The following is a 16561-nucleotide window of genomic DNA, read 5'->3' as shown; positions in this document are numbered from 1 at the left end:
TGCGTTTTCTCCCGTCAAGGCGGGGACACGCCGAAAGGGGGCTTTTTTTGCCGTTCTCCTGTCTGCCGGACTGCTGATGACCAGCCTGTTTACAACCGCGGCCCACGCCGAAACCACCATTCTCGCCCTCGGCGACAGCCTGACCGCGGGCTATAACCTGCCTGCCGCCAACGCCTTTCCGGTCCGCCTGCAACAGGCCCTGCACGACAAGGGGCACGCGGTCAAAGTCATCAACGGCGGCGTTTCGGGGGATACCACCACTGGTGGCCTTGCCCGGCTGGACTGGATGCTGGCCGAGCATCCACAGGTAGCACTGGTCGAGCTGGGCGCCAATGACGCCCTGCGCGGACTGGACCCGGCGCGGGCCGAAGCCAACCTTGACCAGATTCTGACCCGCCTGAAAAAAGACAACATCCGCATCCTGTTGATCGGCATGAAGGCTCCCCCCAACTTGGGACGCGACTATCAGACAGCCTTTGACGGCCTTTACCCCCGCCTTGCCGCCAAACATCAGGTGGCACTGTATCCCTTCTTCCTTGACGGCGTCGCCGCACAGGCCACCCTGTTGCAGACCGATGGCCTGCATCCGACTGCGCAGGGTGTTGATGAAATCGTCAAACGCATCCTGCCTGCCGTGGAGCCCCTGCTGCCCGCAGCGCCGTCCAGCACACAGGCAAAGCCATGAAACCGCGTTTCCGTTCCATGGCGGCCCAGGCGCACGACTGGCGCACCGCCGCCATGATCTGCGCCGAGGCCGTCGCCCCCGTCGATCATGCGGCGCTGGGGCTGGTCTATGTCACCGAAGCCGTCGCCGCCCATCTGCCCGAGGTGGTCTCGCTGCTGTCGGCCACCACCGGCGTTCGTCACTGGGCCGGAACGATTGGGGCCGGGGTCTGCGGAATCAACGAAGAGTTCTTTAGCGGTGCCGCCGTTTCCATCCTGATCCTGCCGCTGGAGGAAGACGACTGGACCTTCCTGCCCAGCCTGCGCCAACCCGAAGACGTCGCCGATGCCATCCCCGAAGACTGGATGCAGACCGCCCGCCCGCTGGTTGGTCTGGTCCACGGCGACCCGCGCAACGAAGCCATTCCCGGCATCATCGACCTGCTGCCCGAAGCCATTGACAGCTATCTGGTCGGCGGGCTGACCGTCCTGCCCGACAGCCTGTCCCACCTCGGCACCAAGGGACTGGGCAGCGTCGGCGGCCACATCGCCGGAACCCTGGTCCCTGATCACCACGGCGAACAGCCCGGTTTTGAAACGATCACCGGCGGTGGTCTGTCCGGGGTGCTGTTCGGTGCTGACGTGCCGGTGGTGGTCGGCCTGTCGCAAGGCTGCCAACCCATCGGCCCGCCGCACCTGATCACCAGCATGGATGATGACTGGGTCGAGGGACTGAACAACCGCACCGCCCTTGATGTTCTGCGGCAGGATTTGCAGGCCGCCAACCTGTTGAGCAAAAACCCGCGCCAGCAGGATGATGACGGCCTCGCCAGTCTGGCCGGAACAATCCATGCTGCCGTCCCGGTCAGCGGTTCGGACACCGCCGACTATCTGGTGCGCAGCCTGATGGCGATTGACATTCAGGACGGGCGGCTGGGGATTGCCGCCGATCTGGTCGAAGGCGAACGGCTGATGTTCGTGCGCCGCGACCCGGTCAGCGCCGAAGCCGACCTGCGGGCGATGGTCCACCGCCTGCTCGCCCGCTGCCCCGAGCCGCCGCGCGGGGCCCTGTACATCAGTTGCCTCGCCCGCGGTCCGCGCCTGTTCGGTCAGGACCGGCAGGAAATGGCGATCATCACCGAGGAACTCGGCACCGTCCCGCTGACCGGCTTTTTTGCCGGTGGCGAGATCAACCACAACCGCATCTACACCTTCACCGGGGTGCTGATGCTGTTCCTGTAGGGGAAAGGGCAAACATCAGGCCGTCATACAGGTACATCGGCACCACCGAGCCATGGTCCAGACCGGGGTGTTCGCGGTAGTCCACCGTCAGCCCCGGCAGGGCGGCCAGCAGCGTCCGCATCTCCTGCGCATTGCCCAACATGCGGTTGCCCTGCTTCCACGCCAGACGGCGGGCGGCATCGGGTTGCGCCTGCTCGGCGGCGGTCAGCCGCTCTTCGTCGCCGCCGGTGACAATCAACACCCGCCGCCCGGTGGTATCCGCCGTGCCGCTGGTCATAACGGCTTTGGCCTGTTGTAACAACGCCCCTTGGCCGAACCACACCGACGGGCTTCCTGCCACATAACTGTGGAAGGCCTCCGGGTGCGACAGCAGGGTGTGGAGGGTGAACAGCCCGCCGAACGAATGTCCCATCAACACATCCTGCTGCGGATTGACCGGCAGGCGGGAGGCCACCAGCGGCTTGACCTGCTGTTGCAGGAAATGCAGGAATTCATCGGCTCCACCGGTTTCCGACCATGGCTGGCCGTTGGGCCGCATCGGCAAGGTCTGCGGGTCCACGGACGGCGTCAGGTCCCGGGTCCGGCGGGTCAGGTCATAGGCGGCATCGGTCGGATAGGCGATCCCCACCACCACCGCAGGCCGCACGCCGGTTTTGCCCGCCGACTCCGACCGGCTGTTCATGATGTCGGTCACCATCCCGAAAACGCTGTTGGCATCCAGCAAATAGACCACCGGCCAACCGTCGGGCGGCGGCGGCGAGGCCGGGCGCCAGATCAGCAGGCGATAGGCCTCACCGGTTCTGGAATTGACCACCGGCAGGTCTTCACTGCGCGGAATGCTGACCGCTGCAGGAGCCGTAGCGCAGGCCGCCAGCATCGACATCAGCATTCCCAGCCCGATCCGGCGCATCCACTGCCTCGCCCGTTTCCCCATCATCCCGACCATCTTTCGCACATCCTTCCCTCACATGAGCGTTTTCACACCGAGCGAAAACGCTCTTCCCTTTTAGTGCCGCATTTTCCGAGCCGTTGACCGTCGACGGTCAACTTGAAAATGCTCATGGCAAATCCCGGACCGGTGCTGTCACCGATCCGGGAGTCCATAACCCTCTGCCCTTGATTTAGAATTTGGCTTCCAGACGCAGGGCGGCACTCAGCGGTTCACCGTAGAAGTTGAACACCGAGGTCCCGCCGACCCGTTCGTAATAGGTGGCGTCAAACAGGTTGTTGACGGTCAGGGTGGTTGAAATCGAGTCGGTCAGTTGATAACCGACCATCGCGTCAACCACCGCATAGCCGTCGGCATCAATGGAGGTACCGTTGGAAATCGAGCGGAAATCGCTGAACGCCTTGACCCCACCGCCGACGGTCAGCTTCGGCACCGCTTCGAGGTGGTGCTTGACCCAGGCCTGCACCATGTGACGCGGGGTGTAGGTGCTGAAGGTCGAGCCGTTCGAGGTGCCGTTCAGGTATTCCGACCGGCTGAGGGTATAGCCTGCCATCACCTCCCAGCCCGGCGCCACCGTCCCCGCCGCCTGCAGTTCCAGACCGCGCATCCGCACTTCTTCCGAAGCGACGTTGTTGCCGTTGCCATCGCTCATCGAGCGGTTCTTGTCGGTCAGCTCGAACAGTGCCGCCGCCACATCCAGCCCGTCGAGCACCGTTCCCTTGACGCCGATTTCATACTGGCCGCCGGTACGCGGATCGAGAATCTTGCCGGTGGCGTCGGTGACATCCTGCGGCTGGAAAATCTCGGTGTAGCTGGCATAGACCGATGCCTCGGGCAGCACGTCATAGACCGCCCCATAGTACGGAGTCAGCTTGCCGCCGATGACCTGGCTGCTGGTCTGCACTCCGGTCAGCATGTTGACCGCCTTGTCATTGTACCAGGTACCACGCGCACCGCCGATCAGGGTCAGGTCATCAACCGGCTTGACCCGCAGCTGGCCGTACAGGCCATATTGCTCGGAGTCGGTCTCGGTCTGCGTCGAATAGGTGACGCGCGGCATGCTGATGTCGGTGTTCCAGGCATAGACGTTGTTGCGGGTGGCAATGCTGCCGCGCCCCTGCAACAGGGTGCTGTCCACTTTCTGGTAATCGGCCCCGACCAGCACGTTGTGCTCCTGCCCGAACAGGACGAACGGACGGCTGACGTGAGCATCGACGGCCAGCGAGTCTTCTTCATAATCGCGCGCCAGCCACGCCATGCTGGTCACCGTGCCGCTGCTGTTGGCCGCCGTACCGGCATAGCCATAGAGGAAATCCACATCACGGTCGGAATAGCGCGCCGACAGCTTGGCATAGCCACCCGAGTCAAAGCGGTGCTCGATCTCGCCAATGTAATCAACCACCTGATTGCTGAAGTCGTTCCAGTCGGTGCCGGTGGTGGTCGAACGGTCCACATCCAGCAAGGTGCCGTTGGCCAGCGTCGGCAGGCCGTTGAACGGCTTCATGTCGCGCTGCAGGTTGCTGTAGCTGAGGGTGACAGTGGTCAGGTCAGTCAGGTCGCCTTGCAGCGACAGATAGCCAACGGTGGTATTGTTGTCGTTGTTGTCGATCCACGTCTGACCATCATCGCGCACCATCACTGCCCGGCCACGCAGCTTGCCATCGGGGGTCAGCGGTGTGGACACATCGCCTTCGACCCGCACCCCGCCCCAGCTGTCGCCGGTCACCGCCACCGAACCGCCCAACTCTTTGGTCGGCTGCTTCAGGCGCATGTTGATCGCCCCGGCAGGCTCACCGGCCCCGGCAAACAGGCCCGATGGCCCGCGCAGGATTTCCACATGGTCAACGATCGCCATGTCCGGCTGGGTGCCATAGATGCTCGACAGCGGGGCAGGCAGGCCGTTGAAATAGAGCGAATCGAACTCAAATCCACGGGAATAGAGGCTGGAGCGGCCATTGTCATTGCTGAGCACCACCACCCCCGGCGTCTTGCGCAGGGCGGTATCGAGCGACGACACATCACGGTCATCGAGATATTGCCGGGTCAGCACGGTGGTGGTCTGCGGCACTTCACGCGGGGTGCGGGCGTCCTTTTCCCCGACGCTGATCTGTGACGAGGTGTAGCTGGTGCTGTCTTCGGTCTCATAGCCCGAGCCAGTCACCCGCACGGTCGGCAGAACCACCCCCTGTGGATCGGTGTGTGGATCGGCCTGCGCCTCTGCCGTGTTGTCCTTGGCCTTGTCCGTCTGGCTGGTGTCGTCGGCCCACGCTGGCGTTGCCAGCATGATCGCCAAAACCAGAGCCGATGGTCCCCACAGCCGGTTATCCCGCCGCATACGCATGATCCCTCCGATCCGAAATCTGTGCCGCACCACAGGGTGTGCTTTGGGGGCTGTGTGATCCGGCGCTCCCCGGCGCAGGATATCCCCTTCTTTTGTGCGGCTTGTGCATGTGTGATAATGATTGTTAATATCATACGTGCAACAAAGACCTGCCTCCAGCCATCGCACCTTTGCAGAACGCTCAAAAGGCTTTGCCGTCCATTCATTTATCTCCCCCTCACCCCGGAGTTCCCTGCCCATGCCCCCCTGTCCCTCCGGCGCCGTCGCCTTTGCAACGATTGCGGAAAGCTCGGTCGCGGTCGGGCAGAACTTCCGGGTGGTGCGTCCCTCCCCCCTACCCGCCCCCGTGCCACCCGGCCCGGCCCTGCACGGCTCCTATGGGCTGCGACGTCTGCGGGACAGCATGGTGCTGCATGCTTCGGATGCGGTGGACCTGCACGATCTGGTCACCCAGGTCGAACGGGCCCCCGGTATGTCGGTGCAGGTCTTTCTGAACGGGACGGTCAACGCCTCGATGGGCGGGCGGCATCTGCTGGCCGACGCCCAGCACGGCGAGGTGGTTCCTCTGCCCCGGCCGCAGGTGGTGGTCAGCAGCCGCACCCAGACCGAGCTGTTTGAACGCCGCGCCCAACAGGGCGACCGCATCCGCAAGGTCAGCCTCAGCCTGTCGCCGCACTGGCTGGAAAGTTATGGCGATCTGTGGAAAACCGAGGCGCAGGACCTGTATCGCTTCAGCCGCCAGCACATGGCCCGGCGGAGCTGGACGCCCTCGGCGCAGGTGGTGGCGCTGGCTGAACGTCTGGTCCAGACCACCCACAGCAACGGCGCGCTGGCGGCGCTGTATCAGGAAAGTGCGGCTCTGGAATTGTTGGGACAGGTGTTCACCACCTTTACCGATCCCCCGGCCCCGCGCCCGGAGCCGCGCGACCAGCAGCGACTGCGCCGGATCGAGGAGTTCCTCGCCAGCACGGACAGCGCGCTGGTATCACTGGACGATCTGGCCGGTGCCGCTGGCACCAGCATCAGCACCGTGCAGCGGCTGTTTCAGACCACCTATGGCCTGAGCGCCTTTGAAGCCCTGCGCCGCCGGGCGCTGGAGCGCGCCCGCGCCGCCTTGCAGCAGGGCCTGAGCGTCAAGGAAGCCGCCTATCTGGCAGGCTATGGCAGCGCGGCCAATTTCTCGACCGCCTTCCGCAAGCATTTCGGCTGTTCACCGGGGCGATACGGCGACCCGTCAGCGAGCTGACACCACAGTACACGACAGTACCGTGGAGCGCTGCTCCACACCTCGCTGGGGCCAGTCGGCCCCAGACCCCATTTCTTTGATCATAAAAGAAAAATGGGGGTTCGGGGCCTCAGGCCCCGAGCAGTTTCAGGCGGCAGCCTGCACTGATTGAACCAACTGTCGTGTGCTGTGACCTGACGCAGGCACACCGGTCTAACCTTTTTATCTGTCGCAGTGATGATGCGCAAAACCGGCTCCGGTTTTTGCGCTCAGGGCTCCAATCCCCTCAGGACATTGGCCACGTTCTTGCCGACATCGGCCACCGCATAGCCGCCTTCCATCACCACCAGCGTCGGCAACCCCAGCAAGGCCAGGTGTTGCCCCATGGCGGCGAAATCCTCGGTTTGCAGGGCAAAGCCGCTAATCGGGTCGCCATACCAGGTGTCAACGCCAAGGGAGACCACCAGCGCCGTCGCTCCGTGGGCCTTGGTCGCGGCCAGCATCTGCTCCAGCGCCGGTTGATAGCCCTGCCAGTCAGTCCCGCGCGGCAGCGGCAGGTTCAGAGTGGCTCCAGCCCCGTCACCGGCACCGGTTTCATCGGCATAGCCACAGAAATAGGGGAAATCGGTCAGGGGCTCGGCGTGAATCGAGCCATAGAACACATCGCCCCGCTGCCAGAAAATATCCTGCGTACCGTTGCCATGGTGATAATCGACATCAAGGATGGCAACTTTGGCATGACCGGCTTGCCGCAGGGACTCGGCGGCCAGAGCGGCATTGTTGAAGAAGCAATAGCCGCCATAGTACCCCCGCCCGGCGTGGTGCCCCGGCGGACGACAGAGGGCAAAGGCCAGCGGGACACCCTCGGCCAGCAGGTCGGCCCCGGTCAGCGCCGTCTGGGCCGACCAGTAGGCCGCTTCCCAGGTGCCGCCGACAATCGGCGTTCCGACATCGAAACAATAGTGCCCCAGCCGGGCAAAGATGCTGTTTTGCGGCGTCATCGGACGACGCGCCATCCCCCCCGAGGCCGGAAAGGTAAACGGCAGGGCGCTGCCCTCGCGGCCACTGGCCCGCCAGTCGGCATAAGCGGTTTTCAGAAACGCCACAAAGTCAGCATCATGGCAGGCCAGCAACGGCTGCTCGCCATGGTCGCGTGGGGCCAGCGGTTCGGCAAAGCCCTGATCGCGCAGGGCGGCGGTGATGAAATCGGCCCGCTCGGGGCATTCGTGGCAGGGAACGATGCTGCCGCGATTGAGTTCCTCGCCCCCGGCATGCGAGCGCTGCAATGGGCTGAAAATCCAGGGAATCATGCGGATGCCGTCTCCAGCAGGCTGAGGGGGGCCACGTAGTCTTCGCCCAGGGCATGGGCCACGCCCTTGTGGGTGATCTTGCCGTGCAGCAGGTTCAGACCCGCACACAGATGGGGATTGCCGATCAGTGCGGCCTGCCAGCCATGGTCGGCCAGCTCCAGAATATAGGGCAAGGTGGCGTTGTTGAGGGCAAAGGTCGAGGTCCGCGCCACCGCGCCGGGCATGTTGGAAACGCAGTAATGCACCACGTCCTGCACCACAAAGGTCGGCGAGGCGTGGGTGGTCGGGTGGCTGGTTTCAAAGCATCCACCCTGATCAATCGCCACATCAACCAGCACCGAGCCGCGCCGCATGCCGCCAACCATTTCCGCGCTGACCAGTTTCGGCGCGACATCGCCGGGAACCAGCACCGCCCCGACCACCAGATCGGCATCCAGCACGGCGGATTCGATGTTTTCCATCGACGACGACAGGGTGTTCAGGCGCGAGCCAAAGAACATGTCGAGTTTGCGCAATCGCGCCACCGAGGCATCCAGCAGGGTGACCTGTGCCCCCAGTCCGATCGCCACCCGGGCGGCATTGGTGCCGACCACCCCGGCACCGAGGATCACCACCTTGGCCGCCGGAACACCGGGAACGCCGCCCAGCAGAATCCCGCGTCCGCCGATGGATTTTTCCAGACAGTGCGCCCCGGCCTGAATCGCCATCCGTCCGGCAACTTCGGACATCGGGGCCAACAGCGGCAGGCCACCGTGATCATCGGTCACCGTTTCATAAGCCATCGCCACGCACCCCGAGTCGCGCAACAGCCGGGCCTGACGGCGGTCCGCCGCCAGATGCAGGTAGGTGAACAGGATCTGCCCGTTGCGCAGCATCCGGCATTCGTCGGCCTGCGGTTCCTTGACCTTGACGATCATGTCGGCACGCGCAAAGACCTCTGCGGCGGTATCAACCACCTCGGCTCCGGCGGCGCGATAGGCCGCATCGTCGATTCCAGCCCCGCTGCCCGCTTCGCGCTCGACGATCACCGCGTGACCGTGGTGCACAAGCTCGCGCACGCCTCCTGCGGTTAACCCAACCCGGTATTCGTGGGTCTTGATTTCCCTCGGCACGCCGACCAGCATGGACTTCTCCGACTCTGTTGGTGCGATGGCGCCACGCTAACACGCCATCTCGCCCCCGACCAGTGCGGGCGTTAAGCACAACCGAGCACCCAGACCCAAGAGGAACGCATGGCTAAATCCTTGAGTGCCGACGATTACCGCCAGATGGCCGCCGAGCTGACGCCGCGCACGCAAGCCTTTATCGGTGGTCAGTTCGTGGATGCCGCGTCGGGCAAAACCTTTGCCACCGTCAACCCGGCGACCGGCACGGTGATTGCCGAAATTGCCGAGTGTAATGCCGAGGATGTCAACCGCGCCGTGGCGCTGGCACGGGCGGCGTTTGACGATGGCCGGTGGAGCCACCAGTCGCCGCGCAACCGCAAGCGGGTGCTGCTGAAGCTGGCCGAGCTGATGCGGCGCGATGCCCAGCATCTGGCCCTGCTGGAAACCCTCGACATGGGCAAGCCGATTGCCGAGGCGCTGGCGGTCGATGTCGGATCGTCGGCCAATTGCGTGCAGTGGTACGCCGAAGCGGTCGACAAGGTGTATGACGAAATCTCGCCGTCGGGTCCGCACGCGCTGGGGCTGATCACCCGCGACCCGATCGGGGTGGTGGCGTGCGTGGTCCCGTGGAACTTCCCGCTGCTGATGGCATCGTGGAAGATTGCCCCGGCGCTGGCCGCCGGGAACTCGGTGATCCTCAAGCCCGCCGAACAAAGCCCGCTGACCGCCCTGAAGCTGGCCGAACTGTGCGCCGAGGCCGGTCTGCCCGAAGGCGTCTTTCAGGTGCTGCCGGGCTTCGGCCCGACCACAGGCAAGGCGCTGGGCCTGCACATGGATGTCGATTGTCTGGCCTTTACCGGCTCGACCGAGGTCGGCAAGCTGTTCATGCAATACGGCGGGCAGTCGAACCTGAAACGGGTCTGGCTGGAATGCGGCGGCAAAAGCCCGAATGTGGTGCTGAGCGATGTCGCTGATCTCGACAAGGCGGCTTTCCACGCCGCGCTGGGCATTTTCTACAATCAGGGCGAGGTCTGTACCGCCGCATCCCGGCTGATCGTCGAAGACAGCATCCATGATGCCTTACTGGAAAAGGTGATCGCGCTGGGGCAGGCCATGCAGCCGGGCGATCCGCTGGACCCGGCGACCAAAATGGGTGCCATCGTCGATCAGCGCCAGATGCAACGGGTGCTGGGCTACATTGATCAGGGCGTCCGCGAGGGCGGTGTGCTGGCGCTGGGTGGACGACAAGCACGGGTGAACAGTGGCGGCTATTTCATCGAGCCGACCATTTTCAGCGGCATTTCCAACGACATGACCATCGCCCGCGAAGAAATCTTTGGGCCGGTGTTGTCGGTGATCCGGGTGAAGGACGCCGACGAGGCCATCCGGGTGGCCAATACCTGCGATTACGGGCTGGCCGCCTGTCTGTGGACCCGCGATGTCACCAAGGCTCATACCCTGTCGCGCAAGTTGCGGGCGGGCAGTGTGTGGGTCAACTGCTGGGATGGTGGCGACATGACCATGCCGTTTGGTGGCTTCAAACAGTCGGGCAATGGCCGCGACAAATCCCTGCATGCGCTGGACAAGTACACCGAGCTGAAGGCAACGTGGATTGATCTGACCTGACAAGGTCAAAAAGGGCATCCTCCCGTTCTGGGGAAGATGCCCTTTCCTGTCCCGGACAGCTTACTTCGTCACGTTGCAGGCCTTGTTGATCGCATCCAGCGCCTGACCAAAGCCACGCAGGGAATAGGTATCGTTGGTCTTGGTGCCCTTTTGCGACGTGCCGGTGATCACCATCGACGCCCCCTTGCGCATGCCGTCGGCAATCGCCTTGTCGGTGTCGGAATCATGCGCCCAGGCGCGCTCACCCTTGGTGAACAACTGCCATTCCTTTTTGCCGATGGCGATCGAGGTCTGGCTGTTGGCCTTGTAGGGATAGCCCGCCACGATCGACACCACATACAAGGCGTTCTTGTCCTTGGGGCGGTGGGTGATCAACGCATAAATGTTGCCACGCTGGGCATAGTCCCCGTCTGCTTTGGTCGGCTGGCTGGCAACGTAGCAAACCGGTTCGCCGCCTTCCTGCACCGTATAGGCGGTCCAGTCACCAAAGGCGCCGAGCACTTTCGGATCGGCAGCCTGGGCGGCAGAGGTGAAGCCGGCAGTGGCCAGCAGAGTCGCGAAAGCAAGGCTGGCAAAGCGTCTGCTGCCCAAGGTGCGCGAGAGAAGCGTCATGGTCCTGATCCCCGATGGTAGAAAACGGATTTGGCAAAAATCGCTTGCGACCAAAGGAACCCGCTGTGCCCGGCACGCACCGTCCCCCTGCCCGAGCCTTTTATATGGGGTAAAGCAGGGGGTGGTGCGAGTGAAAATCTGGCAAGACCTAGAACTTTTTCACTAACAGCCAGAGCCGTGAGCCTTAAATGTGACCCACATTACAGGACATGGCAGTAGAGTGGAGCGCTGCTCCACACCTCGCCGGGGCCTTGAGGCCCCAGACCCCATTTATTTGATAGTCCAAGAAAAAGAGCGGCTGGGGGGTCGCGGGTATCGTCCCACGTGGAGGCCCGCAACTCCCGTCATGAAAGCCCGTCAGCCGCCGCAATCAGAACGCGGGCCGAGGCCGCCAGCCCTTCGGCTTCGGCAGGGGACAACAGGGGAGTCAGGGTATCGCTGATCCCCTGCGCACCAATCACCCGTGGCAGCGACAGGGCAACCGGAGCCAGCGGAGTATCCTGACCGGGCAGCATCAACCCCGTTTCCAGACAGGACAGGGTCAGGATGGCGCTTTCGTCGTGGGCGACCGCCTGAACAATGCGGGCCAACCCTCCACCGATGCCGTACCACGTCGCCCCTTTGCCGTTGATGATGGTATAGGCGGCACGGCGGACGCCATGGTCAATGGTCGCCCGCACCTCGTCGGTCAGCGGGCAGCCACGCTGGGCAGCCATTTCTGCCACGGGCAGCGTACCCGCCATTGCCGACGACCAGCAGAGAATTTCAGAATCACCATGCTCGCCAAGGACATGGGCATGCACCGAGGTGGCGGAAATGCCCAGATGACTGGCCAGCAAGGCCCGGAAACGGGCGGTGTCGAGAATCGTCCCGCTGCCGAAACACCGCCCAGGCGGCAGTCCTGACAGGCGGCAGGCAATGGCGGTCATGATATCGACCGGGTTGGTCGCCACCACCAGAATCGCATCGGGGGCGGCAGCCTGCACCTGCGGGATGATCTCGGCAAAGACCGCCGCATTGCGCGACAGCAGCGCCAGCCGGGTCTCGCCCGGCTGCTGGTTGACCCCGGCGGTCAGGATCACCACTTTTGCCCCGTCAAGGTCGGCATAGCCGCCGCTGATCACCCGTGTCCCGTGGGCGAAGGGGGTGGCGTGCAGGATATCTTCGGCCTGCGCCTGCGCCAGTGCGGCATTCCGGTCCACCAGCACCACTTCGCTGGCAACCCCGCGCAGGGTGATGGCAAAGGCTGCGGCGCTGCCCACCATGCCTGCGCCAATAATTCCGACCTTCATGCCGTGCTCTCCTGTGGCTCCCGCCGTCAGGCCACCGGATCGAGCGGCGTGACCAGCGGGGCAAATTCGTCACAAACCGCCTGATAGATATCGCGCTTGAACGGCACGATATGGCGGGGAACGTCCGCCAGGGACATCCAGCGCCAAGCATCAAACTCGGGATGCTCGGTGGCAATGTTGATTTCGCTGTCCTCCCCCAAAAAGCGGACGAGGAACCATTTCTGCTTCTGGCCGCGATACTTGCCCTTCCACACCTTGCCGATCAGATGATCGGGCAGGTCATAGGCCAGCCAGTCGGCGGTTTCGGCGATGATTTCGGCGTTGTCGGTGCCGATTTCCTCTTTCATCTCGCGCAGGGCCGCCGCACGCGGCGCTTCGCCCTCGTCAATGCCACCCTGTGGCATCTGCCAGGCATCGAGATCGGTATCAATCCGGCGGGCAACAAAGATTTCCCCCTGCCGGTTCATCACCATCAGCCCGGCGCACGGGCGATAGGGCAGAGCATCCTTGTCGATCATTCTGGACCTGTCCTTTGTTTTAGCGTTCTTTCCCATCGATCCCTTACCCTTGCGAGCCACTGACCGCCGCCGAAACCGGGGCGAGGGAAATCCCCTTCGCACTCAGGCCGTTGGCCCAGTTGACCACCCGGTGGAACGACAGCGGATAGGTGTGCAGGACGGCCACCACCGTTCCCCGGCTTTTGGCGACATCGGTCAGATACTGCAACCGGCTGTCGATGGCATCGCGGAAGGGGCGGTCATCAATGGCAATCAAGGCCTCGGCCATCGGCAACGGCAGATCAACGTTGGCCGCCAGAGCATCCGACGGCGTGGAGCTGACATACAGCAGACCCCGGCTGCTCAGGGCCTCGAGAACCGGGCGCAGGCTTTGCGGCACGGCGGTAAACTTGCTGCCCATGCGGCTGATCACCCCGGTATAGCCATTCCCGCGCCCCAGCGCCGTTTCGAGCCGGGTGATGTTGTCACCGGCTGGCAGGCTGCTGAGCATGGCCAGCGGGCCGGGGTCCTGCGCCGGGAAGGTGTCCGGCTCCATCGGCAGGTCGAGCAGGACTTCATGACCAGCGGCACGGGCGGCGGCCATCTGCTCGGACAGCTTGGGGGCATAGGGGCTGAAGGCCAGCGTCACGTCAGCGGGCAGGCTGGTGATGGCGGCACTGGTCGCCTCGGGGTTCATCCCCAGACCGACCACCACCAGCGCCACCCGGGGGGTATTGGTCTGGGTGGTGAACGGGCGGGCATAGGCCTGCCAGGCGGCACGCCCGTCGGCGGCACGAACCGGCAGCATCCCGAGCGGGGACTGGCGCACCAGATCCTTGGCCGGGGCCGGGGTCAGGGCCGCCGCAGGCTGCGCAGGCTTGGGCAGGGCCTCGTAAGACGGAACCGGGTCCTTGCCATTCGGCTGGGTCGGTTGCCTGACCTCGGGCATTTTGGGCAACGGCGCCAGCGCGACCTGCATGTTGCCGCCAGACGCCGCCGCAGAGGCCGGGTCCGCGGTCGGCGGGGCGACAGGTGCGGCGGCAGGCGGCGGAGTGACCGCAGCCTGAGCTGGCACTTGCGCCGGGGGCTCTGGCGTTGCCGCCGCCGGGGCCGCAGGTGGCGTCTCCGGCGCGGCAGCGTCACCGCCGGTCAGCCAGGGGCGACGCGACGCCGACTTCTCGGTGGCGGCTTCGGCAGTCGCATCCGGCATGGCGGGCGGAGGGGGCAACGCCATCGAAATCTTGTCGCCGGACAAACCCTTGTCCGAAGTCATCCGGGATGCGGACGCGCCATCATCGGCAGCCGGAGTCCCCTGCCCCTGCGCGCCCCCCCCAATGGTACCCCCAACACTGCCCGAGGCTGCCGTCGAGGTCGCCGGGGACTTTTCACCCCCCAGCACCATCCACAGGCCACCCCCGACCACAGCAACCCCGGCCAGCCCGGCCGCAGCGATCATGGCGACCTTTTTCATCTTTTCTTTCCGGTCGGCGCTCATGGTCCCTGCAGCTCGATCATCGTCATCGACCCCTCCCAACGACGGCCCGCCAAATCCGTCTTCATCCCCCTCGTACCGTATCGAGTTCTTCATGGGGTCAGGCATTGCAAAGTTTGGCAGGCTCCCGTATTCCCGCTCGGGCTTGGGCGGCTGGGGAGACAGCTCGTCTTCCAGGTCGGGCTCCTCCTCCTCCGGCTCCTCTGGCGGGGGCGGAGGAGCGGCCACGACCGGCTCGGGCGCGGGCTTGGCTTTCGGGGTCGCGGGTTGGGGCTCCTCGCTGGCGACTTCTTCGGGCAAGGGGATGGCCGCCACTTCCGAGGCAATCAGGGCCATCAGTTCCGGGTTGTCGAACGGGTCAACGACCGGCCCGCTGTCCTTTTTGCCTTTCCGCAGAAAGGGCAAGGCGGCGGTCATCTTTTCCATCATGCGAGCCAGCGGAGGCGTCTTGCGTTTGTTTTTCGCCCGCTCCAGGCGTTCGGCTTCCATGGCAGGAATTTCCTCGGAGGCGCGGGCGAACGGATCATCGTCCAGTTCGCCCATCGCGTCTGCCGGGTCTTTCTTCTTGCCTTTCAGCAGGGATTTCAAAGAGAAAGCCACGCTCTGCCTCGCCTTGCTGTGCTCAGAGCAAAGGCCCGGCACGGGATGCCGGGACCTTTGCCTGTTGCGGAATCACCAAAGGACAGCCCCCGGTGAGGTCATCTTTCGCGCCGTGATGCAGACGGTTCGCACCAAGGCTGATCCCCTGCACGGCATCACACGACGCCGTGCAGGGGGGCCATAAAACGTACTCTACCTTAGAGCAGCGTGCGTTAAACCGGTTCCCACTTTTCGCACAATGCTCTAGCGCGCCATCGTATCGCGTTCGCGGTACAGCGCAACCCCACGCAGAATATCAAGGGCGCGTGCGAGCTGATAGTCTTTCAGCTTGCTCTCTTCAGGGTTGGCGGCTTCGACGCCATTTTCCGGCTCGTTGCCATCGGCCTGATCCTGCGGTGCCTTGTCATCCTTTTTCACGGTGTCGTTGGTCAGGGCATTGCGGTAATCCGCCTCGGCCCGACGGTGGGCCGGGTTGATTTCAGACACCGACAGCTGCTTGACCTCGATGTCCGGCTCGATCCCGACCGCCTGAATCGACCGGCCCGACGGCGTGTAATAGCGGGCGGTGGTCAGGCGCATCGCACCATGCGACGGCAACGGAATGATCGTCTGCACGCTGCCTTTCCCAAAGCTCTTGGTGCCGACGATGATCGCCCGCTTGTGGTCCTGCAGGGCGCCGGCGACGATTTCCGACGCCGAGGCCGACCCGTCGTTGATCAGCACCACCAGCGGCAGGCCGTTGGTCAGGTCACCGCTGTGGGCATTGAACCGCTGGGTATCTTCGGCATGACGCGAACGGGTCGAAACGATTTCGCCCGACTCGAGGAAGGCGTCAGACACCGCAATCGCCTGATCCAGCAGACCACCGGGGTTGTTGCGCAGGTCAAGCACAAAGCCCTTGACCTTGTCCTTGCCGATTTCTTTGGTCAGCTTGTCGATGGCATCCTTCATGCCATCGTAGGTCTTTTCGCTGAACGAGGTGATGCGGATGTAGCCGATATCGCCTTCGCGCTGCGAACGGGCCGACTTGATCTTGATGGTGTCGCGCACCAGCGAGACATCAAACGGCTCGGCACTCTTGCGGCTGACCGACAACTTGATCGAGGTGCCGACCTTGCCACGCATCATGTCAACGGCGTCTTGCAGGGTCATCCCCTGAACACTCTTGCCATCGAGATGGGTGATGTAATCGCCGGGCTTCAGGCCCGCGCGGAACGCCGGGGTATCGTCAATCGGCGACACGACTTTGACAAAGCCGTTCTCCATGCTGACTTCAATCCCCAGACCGCCAAACTCGCCACGGGTCTGGACCTGCATGTCCTTGTAGCTGTCGGCATTCAGATAGTTCGAATGCGGGTCCAGCGAGGTCAGCATGCCGTTGATGGCGGCCTCGATCAGCTGCTTGTCGGTGACTTCTTCGACATAATCCCGACGGACACGTTCAAAGACGCTGCCGAACAGGTCGAGCAGGCCATAGGTATTTTCCTCGTCCTTGGTCGCGGTTTCCGCGTGGGCGACAGGGGTGGAACTAAAATAGGCAACCCCGGTACCAACCGAGAGGGCCAGAACGGCGCAGGCCGCCAGGAGGGTTTTCCGCATCATCTTC

General features: G+C 63.9%; 13 protein-coding genes. 4 read left to right on the top strand and 9 right to left on the bottom strand.

Annotated features, from left to right (window positions below):
- Nucleotides 1-76: 76 nt before the first annotated feature.
- Nucleotides 77-685, top strand: coding sequence for an arylesterase (locus tag BW995_RS05580; RefSeq protein ID WP_076399623.1), 609 nt, complete (start codon nucleotides 77-79; stop codon nucleotides 683-685).
- A complete protein-coding gene (locus BW995_RS05575) occupies nucleotides 682-1905 on the top strand; it encodes an FIST signal transduction protein (protein ID WP_076399195.1) in 1224 nt (407 codons plus the stop codon). Before BW995_RS05580 ends, BW995_RS05575 begins: the two co-directional genes overlap by 4 nt.
- On the opposite strand, the gene BW995_RS05570 is transcribed toward BW995_RS05575, so the two are convergent.
- Complete coding sequence (locus BW995_RS05570) at nucleotides 1877-2851, bottom strand: alpha/beta hydrolase (protein WP_076399194.1); 975 nt, start codon at nucleotides 2849-2851, stop codon at nucleotides 1877-1879. The two genes, BW995_RS05575 and BW995_RS05570, sit on opposite strands and share 29 nt — an antisense overlap.
- A 175-nt stretch (nucleotides 2852-3026) precedes the next feature.
- Nucleotides 3027-5195, bottom strand: a complete 2169-nt coding sequence (locus BW995_RS05565; protein ID WP_175616996.1) for a TonB-dependent siderophore receptor — start codon at nucleotides 5193-5195, stop codon at nucleotides 3027-3029.
- A gap of 238 nt (nucleotides 5196-5433) precedes the next feature.
- Here BW995_RS05565 and BW995_RS05560 point away from each other — a divergent pair, with 238 nt between their 5' ends.
- Complete coding sequence (locus BW995_RS05560; protein ID WP_076399192.1) at nucleotides 5434-6441, top strand: AraC family transcriptional regulator; 1008 nt, start codon at nucleotides 5434-5436, stop codon at nucleotides 6439-6441.
- 248 nt (nucleotides 6442-6689) lie between these two features.
- Here BW995_RS05560 and BW995_RS05555 read toward each other — a convergent pair whose 3' ends face one another.
- Together BW995_RS05555 and ald are read right to left on the bottom strand one after the other, a co-directional pair.
- Complete coding sequence (locus BW995_RS05555) at nucleotides 6690-7730, bottom strand: histone deacetylase family protein (RefSeq protein ID WP_076399191.1); 1041 nt, start codon at nucleotides 7728-7730, stop codon at nucleotides 6690-6692.
- Complete coding sequence (gene ald, locus BW995_RS05550; protein ID WP_076399190.1) at nucleotides 7727-8854, bottom strand: alanine dehydrogenase; 1128 nt, start codon at nucleotides 8852-8854, stop codon at nucleotides 7727-7729. The genes BW995_RS05555 and ald overlap by 4 nt, the downstream gene beginning before the upstream one ends.
- 108 nt (nucleotides 8855-8962) lie before the next feature.
- On the opposite strand from ald, the gene BW995_RS05545 reads away from it, so the two are divergent.
- Nucleotides 8963-10462, top strand: coding sequence for an aldehyde dehydrogenase (locus BW995_RS05545; RefSeq protein WP_076399189.1), 1500 nt, complete (start codon nucleotides 8963-8965; stop codon nucleotides 10460-10462).
- Nucleotides 10463-10522: 60 nt separating this feature from the next.
- On the opposite strand, the gene BW995_RS05540 is transcribed toward BW995_RS05545, so the two are convergent.
- From BW995_RS05540 to BW995_RS05520, 5 genes are all read right to left on the bottom strand, one after another.
- Entirely contained in the window at nucleotides 10523-11074 is a 552-nt protein-coding gene (locus BW995_RS05540) for an invasion associated locus B family protein (protein ID WP_139332775.1), read from the bottom strand.
- A gap of 344 nt (nucleotides 11075-11418) precedes the next feature.
- Nucleotides 11419-12366 (bottom strand): L-lactate dehydrogenase, encoded by a 948-nt coding sequence (locus tag BW995_RS05535; RefSeq protein WP_076399188.1) that lies wholly within the window; start codon nucleotides 12364-12366, stop codon nucleotides 11419-11421.
- 26 nt (nucleotides 12367-12392) lie between these two features.
- Nucleotides 12393-12884 carry an RNA pyrophosphohydrolase gene (locus BW995_RS05530; RefSeq protein ID WP_076399187.1) on the bottom strand — a complete coding sequence of 164 codons (492 nt, stop codon included), beginning with the start codon at nucleotides 12882-12884 and terminating at the stop codon, nucleotides 12393-12395.
- Between the two features lie 43 nt (nucleotides 12885-12927).
- Nucleotides 12928-14955 carry a divergent polysaccharide deacetylase family protein gene (locus BW995_RS05525; RefSeq protein ID WP_139332774.1) on the bottom strand — a complete coding sequence of 676 codons (2028 nt, stop codon included), beginning with the start codon at nucleotides 14953-14955 and terminating at the stop codon, nucleotides 12928-12930.
- Between the two features lie 243 nt (nucleotides 14956-15198).
- Nucleotides 15199-16557, bottom strand: coding sequence for a S41 family peptidase (locus BW995_RS05520; protein ID WP_076399621.1), 1359 nt, complete (start codon nucleotides 16555-16557; stop codon nucleotides 15199-15201).
- Nucleotides 16558-16561: the final 4 nt, after the last annotated feature.

The sequence above is a fragment of the Insolitispirillum peregrinum genome, assembly GCF_900156605.1.
GTDB lineage: Bacteria > Pseudomonadota > Alphaproteobacteria > Rhodospirillales > Rhodospirillaceae > Insolitispirillum > Insolitispirillum peregrinum.
The sequence above is the reverse complement of the archived record's forward strand: the minus strand, read 5'-3'. Positions and strand labels throughout refer to the sequence as shown.

What these genes read in the sequence shown, in the direction of transcription:
- BW995_RS05545 (WP_076399189.1), top strand. Translation starts at nt 8,963, where the DNA reads ATGGCTAAATCCTTGAGTGCCGACGATTACCGCCAGATGGCCGCCGAG.
- ald (WP_076399190.1), bottom strand. Translation starts at nt 8,854, where the DNA reads ATGCTGGTCGGCGTGCCGAGGGAAATCAAGACCCACGAATACCGGGTT.
- BW995_RS05540 (WP_139332775.1), bottom strand. Translation starts at nt 11,074, where the DNA reads ATGACGCTTCTCTCGCGCACCTTGGGCAGCAGACGCTTTGCCAGCCTT.
- BW995_RS05565 (WP_175616996.1), bottom strand. Translation starts at nt 5,195, where the DNA reads ATGCGTATGCGGCGGGATAACCGGCTGTGGGGACCATCGGCTCTGGTT.
- BW995_RS05580 (WP_076399623.1), top strand. Translation starts at nt 77, where the DNA reads ATGACCAGCCTGTTTACAACCGCGGCCCACGCCGAAACCACCATTCTC.
- BW995_RS05560 (WP_076399192.1), top strand. Translation starts at nt 5,434, where the DNA reads ATGCCCCCCTGTCCCTCCGGCGCCGTCGCCTTTGCAACGATTGCGGAA.
- BW995_RS05555 (WP_076399191.1), bottom strand. Translation starts at nt 7,730, where the DNA reads ATGATTCCCTGGATTTTCAGCCCATTGCAGCGCTCGCATGCCGGGGGC.
- BW995_RS05535 (WP_076399188.1), bottom strand. Translation starts at nt 12,366, where the DNA reads ATGAAGGTCGGAATTATTGGCGCAGGCATGGTGGGCAGCGCCGCAGCC.
- BW995_RS05530 (WP_076399187.1), bottom strand. Translation starts at nt 12,884, where the DNA reads ATGATCGACAAGGATGCTCTGCCCTATCGCCCGTGCGCCGGGCTGATG.
- BW995_RS05570 (WP_076399194.1), bottom strand. Translation starts at nt 2,851, where the DNA reads ATGGTCGGGATGATGGGGAAACGGGCGAGGCAGTGGATGCGCCGGATC.
- BW995_RS05520 (WP_076399621.1), bottom strand. Translation starts at nt 16,557, where the DNA reads ATGATGCGGAAAACCCTCCTGGCGGCCTGCGCCGTTCTGGCCCTCTCG.
- BW995_RS05575 (WP_076399195.1), top strand. Translation starts at nt 682, where the DNA reads ATGAAACCGCGTTTCCGTTCCATGGCGGCCCAGGCGCACGACTGGCGC.